Annotated in this window: 4 protein-coding genes; 2 read left to right on the plus strand and 2 right to left on the minus strand. The window is 63.7% G+C overall.

The genetic code is table 11. The features are described 5' to 3' along the window. Positions 1-2: 2 nt before the first annotated feature. Entirely contained in the window at positions 3-1,745 is a 1,743-nt protein-coding gene (locus ACI944_RS11420; protein WP_411719183.1) for a cbb3-type cytochrome c oxidase subunit I, read from the plus strand. Between the two features lie 278 nt (positions 1,746-2,023). Beyond that, positions 2,024-2,719, plus strand: a complete 696-nt coding sequence (locus ACI944_RS11425; protein WP_411719184.1) for a hypothetical protein — start codon at positions 2,024-2,026, stop codon at positions 2,717-2,719. A 24-nt stretch (positions 2,720-2,743) separates the two neighbouring features. Here the strand turns inward: ACI944_RS11425 and ACI944_RS11430 are convergent, their stop codons facing one another. Together ACI944_RS11430 and ACI944_RS11435 are read right to left on the minus strand one after the other, a co-directional pair. Next, positions 2,744-3,154, minus strand: a complete 411-nt coding sequence (locus tag ACI944_RS11430) for an SRPBCC family protein (RefSeq protein WP_411719185.1) — start codon at positions 3,152-3,154, stop codon at positions 2,744-2,746. A 585-nt stretch (positions 3,155-3,739) separates the two neighbouring features. Next, positions 3,740-5,175: heavy metal translocating P-type ATPase (locus ACI944_RS11435; RefSeq protein ID WP_411719186.1), on the minus strand; the 1,436-nt coding region annotated here is incomplete at its 5' end.

Here is a 5,175-nt window from a genome sequence, read left to right on the forward strand (position 1 = left end):
AGATGTCTGTCTTAGCTAACGTCTTGGGGCTGTTCGACGGCGAGTACGATGACGACGGATTCCGGGAGTGTTCCGTCACCGGGCTGTCGATTCACCGCTCGGCGGAGACGTACGTCAAACTGTTCGGGCTGACCGCCGTCATCGCCTTGGTCATCGGCGGCATCTTCGCGTTCAACGTGGCGATGACGCGCTGGGAGTTGGTCGGATTGCTGCCGGAGGACGGCTATTACACGCATCTCAGCATGCACGCCTGGAATATCCTCATTTTCTGGATGGTGTTTATGGAGATCGCCATTCTCTACGTTGGCGGGCCGATCGTACTCGGCCGTCGGCTGGAAGCGACGATCCTCGCGAAAGCCGGCTGGCTCGTCATGATCGCCGGCGCCATCGGGGTCAACTACAGCATCTGGACGGCGACGGACACCGGCGCGCAGGAGGCGCCGCTCCTGACGGCGTACGTCCCCTTGGAGGTCTCGGCGGAGTTCTACGCGACAGCGGTCGTGTTCCTCCTCGGGGCGACGATCGCCGCGCTGCCGTTTTTCATCACAATCTGGAAAGAAAAGCGTGGGGACGCCGCCAAAACGCTGCCGCTCGTGGCCTTCGGCGCGTTCATTACCGGAATCATCGCTGTCGAGGCGATCCTTGGGGGTATCGCGGCGTTCAGCTACGCGCTTGCCTGGCGTTTAGGCATCATCGCATCGGTCGATGCCGGGATCTATCGACAGCTATACTGGATCGTCGGCCACGGATCCCAACAGATCAACCTGCTCGCGATGATTACCGTGTGGTACTTTCTTACCCACGTGGTCGGCGGCGCGGTCGTCATCTCCGAGAAGGTCTCGCGGTCGGCGTTCATCCTCTATCTCTTTTTCATCAACCTCGGGGCGGCCCACCACCTGATGGTCGACCCGGGGGTTTCAGCCGGCTGGCGGATCTTCAACACCTCATACGCATTCTACGGAGCGGCCTTCGCAAGCATGATTCACGCCTTTGCTATCCCGGCTGGACTTGAGGCCGGGCGCCGCCGGCGTGGCCTCGGCGGCGGGCTGTTCGGCTGGCTCACCTCCGCTCCCTGGAAGAACCCGGTGTTTTCGGCGACGATCTTTAGCATCATCCTGTTCGGATTCGCCGGCGGGATCACGGGCGTGTTGATGGGTCAGATGCAGCTCAACATGACCTGGCACAACACCTTTGCGACTGTCGGCCACTTCCACGGCACCGTCGCGGTCGGGACGACGCTCGCGTTCATCGGGCTGGTCTTCTTCGTCATCAAGACCATGTTCCGACGGGACTTCGTCTCGGGGCGGTTGGCGACCATCGTCCCCTATTTCTACGCGGGGGCGATGGGGATCGTGGTGTTGATGATGATGTACATCGGCATCCTTTACGGCGTTCCGCGCCGGATCTCGGGCGTCGTTCGAGATATCCCAGGAACGGAGTTCAGCCTCTCCGCCGCGGCACCGTTGATGAACATCTTCGGCGTCTTCGCCGTCTTGGCGATTCTCGGGGGCGTGCTGTTCGTCGTCGTCGCCGTCGGGTCGCTGCTGTTCGGCGACCGGATCGAGAACGGGGACGGCGGCGGGATGCTCCCTGACGGAGGGCTCCAGACCGACGGCGGCACGTCCGTTCACGCCGCGGATCTCAGGGGGACGTTCGGCATCTGTCTCATCTTCATGGCGACGTTCGTCGCCCTCTACGTGCTGAATTGGTTCCTCCTCACGCAGCTTTGGTCGATCGGGGCCTGAAGCGGATCGCGGTGACGACCATCGGCGAGCGCCGGGTCAATTCGGGGCTCGCCGACAACCGACTGCGGCAGTCCGTCCGGTCCGGGGGTCGACACCCAGCGGTCGCGGACGGCTGAACCACGGAATCGTTGCCGCGCGCGCCGAAGGAATCGAGCGAGTCAAACAAATCAAGCGAACCGAGCCGACCCACGGACCCGGCTCGAACCGGGTCAAACAATGCCTTCGACGAGACACACGATGAAACGCGATACGTCAGACGACACCGAGAGGCCTCAACAATGACCGAATCGCAATCGAACGAGCAAGGGATCCGGTGGTACGCCGGGCAGGCCTGGCGGGATCTGTTGAGTGTATATTACGCCAACACCCTGACCTGGCGGTGGCTGAAGAGCGGGGCGTTGGTTTTCATGGCTTTCTTCCTGTGGACCGGGAGCTCGGTGTTGCTGTCGGTCAAACCCGACTGGACGCCGCTGTACTACACGATGGCCTACGGCTTCGTCCTACTCGTCTGGGGGCCGCTGACACACCTCGTCGTCGTTCCCCTCACCATCCGGCTCCGGCGGACGGCACAACACCCGATAACGCAAACGTTCGCGCGCAACTCCGGGAAAATCAACCTCTCGATCTTCTTTGTGTTCGTCGTGATCTTCGGGACGCTCACCCCGGGCATCATGCTACTCAACTTCTCACCGACGGACGACGGCGGCGCCGGGGAGATAGAGGCAAGCGGGGACGTCGTCTGTGAGTTCGAGAGCCCGATCTCGTGTCGTGTCGAGAACGCCCAGGGGATCGATCACGTCGTCGTTACGTCCGGCGGGGAGGTGATCGCGACCGACGACGACCCACCCTTTGAGGTCGAGTTCGAGCGGGCCGACATCGGGGATACCAGAACCGGCTTGCAGTTCCGCGTCGAGTTCCGGAACGAGAACGACGAGACGATCCGGCAGTTCGTGCGGACGGTGCCGGCCGAATAATCCGGGTGAACCGCGCGCTTCAATTCAACGATTCCCCGCCAGCCAGTCGAACTGCGCCGCGAGCTCCGACCGTCGCTGGCGCTCGATGACCGTGGAATCGAGTGCGTCGCCGACGAGCGGGACACCCAGTTCGAACGTCGTCGTCGCCGTCACCTCGGTGCCCTCGTCGACCCGTGTGAGACGATACGTCGTCCGCATCTCCTCGAAGATCCCCTCGCGTTGCTCGTATGCGAGGGTGGCACCCGGATCGTCAACGAGTTCCAAGGTCAGTTCGATCGTCATGATCCCGACGAGGTTTGCGATATGGATCATCCCGTCTTCGACGGTCACCTCGTCGAACCCCGACGCCTTGATAAATGGGCCGATCCGGTCCATCGACTCCTGAACGGCCTCCAGCGGTGCATCGATCGTCCGTGAAACGGTGACTGAATTCATATATTTACCCTCTGCGACCGATACTGATCCGGATATCGCATCCCGTCTCCGGTTCTTGACGGACGGCGGTGTGACGCTCGCCGGCGGGGAGCGATGGGCGAAATAGTGAGCATGATCAGTTCTCCCCGACGTTCCGGACTCATTTATATGTGATGTTGTGGCAAACGTGTTCGATGCGGATCCGGGTCGCGTGCCGGCCCGTTAAGTGGACGATCCTCAACCGACAACGACACTAGCATCGGACTCAGCGTGTCATAGAAAGGTTTTGACAGTTGTGGGAAGGGGCCTGAACGGACCAGGGGATAATCGGTTTATTTACTACTATTGATAAAATATGTGAAAGAAGGTGTGCAAGGGACAGAGGATCAAGTCAGCAGTGGTTCCATCGTCATCTTCGAAAAAAGCAGATGAGGGGTGATTTCAGGAATTTTCACCTAATTCAAGGCGGAGGCCCCACCCTCAACGAGCGAGCGGGGCGATTGCCCCCGAGCGAAGTAGGGTAGGGTAGTTTACGTGCAAGATACGCGCCCTGTATCTTGCATGACGGATTGAATATTAGCTGTGACTGCTGGGCGAATCAGCGACTCAACCGAGGACAGACCGGCGCGAGTTGGTGACCACAATGAGACTACTCGTCGTCATCGCGACGGCGGCAAAGAGGGGGTTTATCACCCCAAGCACGGCCAGCGGGACGGCGATGGCGTTGTAGAGGAACGCCCACAGGATGTTCTCGCGGATGCGCCGACGGGTCCCACCGGCGAGACCGAAGACGTCCTCGACCGCCGTGAGATCGCCGCTGTCGACGACAACGTCAGCGGCGTCGATCGCGCGCGCAGTCCCGTCCCCCATCGCGATCCCGAGGTCGGCGGCGGCGAGTGCCGGGGCATCGTTGGTGCCGTCACCCACCATCACTGTCGTCCCGGTCGCCGCCAGCCGCCGGACCGTCTCGACCTTGCCGTCGGGCGGGACGCCGGTAAACACGGTGTCGACGGCAGGGTGCTCGCGGAACCGCTCGACGCCCGCCTCCGCATCCCCGGTCAGTATCACGATCTCGCGGTCGGCAAACGTCCCGAGTGCCGCTTCCCAACCGGCCCGCTCCTCGTCCGCGACCTCGATCACGCCGCGGGCCCGTCCGTCCCACCCGACGACGATCGGCAACCCCCCGCGGCGTTCGATCGCCTCGATCCGCGCGGCGAGGCGCTCCGGAATCACACCGACGCGATCCGCGATCAGTTCGGGCGTTCCGGCGACGACGCGCCGTGATCCGACGGTCGCCGAGATTCCTTCCCCCGGATGCCGGGTGAACTCGCTCGCGTCGGGGAGGTCCGTATCCAGGGTCCGATCGAGATCCGGTTCCGAACCGGGATCCCCGCCTGAATCGGTCGCCGCCGCGTCCGGCCGACGCCTCACCGATCCCCCGTCCGGGACGCCGGGGGCCGGATCGGCGCTCGGATCGCCAGCGACGGCGGCCTCAAGTATCGCGTCGGCGACCGGGTGGCTCGCCAACCGCTCGACCGCTGCTGCGGCCCGGAGCGTTCCCTCGTCGCCGGTGACGTCGACCACGCGCATCTCGCCGGCCGTCAGCGTCCCCGTCTTATCGAAGACGAGCGTGTCGGCCTCGGGGGCAACCTCGAAGACCGACTCGTTCGTGACCACGATCCCTCTCTGAAGCGCGTCTCGGAGCCCGCCCGAGACCGCCAGCGGCGTCGCCAGCCCCATCGCGCACGGACACGACACGACCAGCACGGTGAGGCCGGCCAGCATGGCCGCGGCGACGGACCCGCCGGCCAGCAACTGCCGGAGCGCGACCGCGGTCCCGACGGCGAGCACGAGCGGGACGAATACCGTCGCGAGCGCGTCCGCAAACCGCTGTGCGGCGGGCGCGTGGCTCTGGATCTCCCACAGCGCGGTCGCGATTCGGTCGGCGGTGCTCTCGGTGTCGTCGACGGCGACGACGAGGGCGTGATCCTCGACGACCGAACCGCCGACGACGGTATCGTCCGGCTGCTTCGTGACCGGGA

This window comes from Natronomonas sp. (genome assembly GCF_046710025.1).
Classification (GTDB): domain Archaea; phylum Halobacteriota; class Halobacteria; order Halobacteriales; family Haloarculaceae; genus Natronomonas.

Coding starts and splice junctions, on each gene's coding strand:
- ACI944_RS11420 (WP_411719183.1), top strand. CDS start 3: ATGTCTGTCTTAGCTAACGTCTTGGGGCTGTTCGACGGCGAGTACGAT.
- ACI944_RS11425 (WP_411719184.1), top strand. CDS start 2,024: ATGACCGAATCGCAATCGAACGAGCAAGGGATCCGGTGGTACGCCGGG.
- ACI944_RS11430 (WP_411719185.1), bottom strand. CDS start 3,154: ATGAATTCAGTCACCGTTTCACGGACGATCGATGCACCGCTGGAGGCC.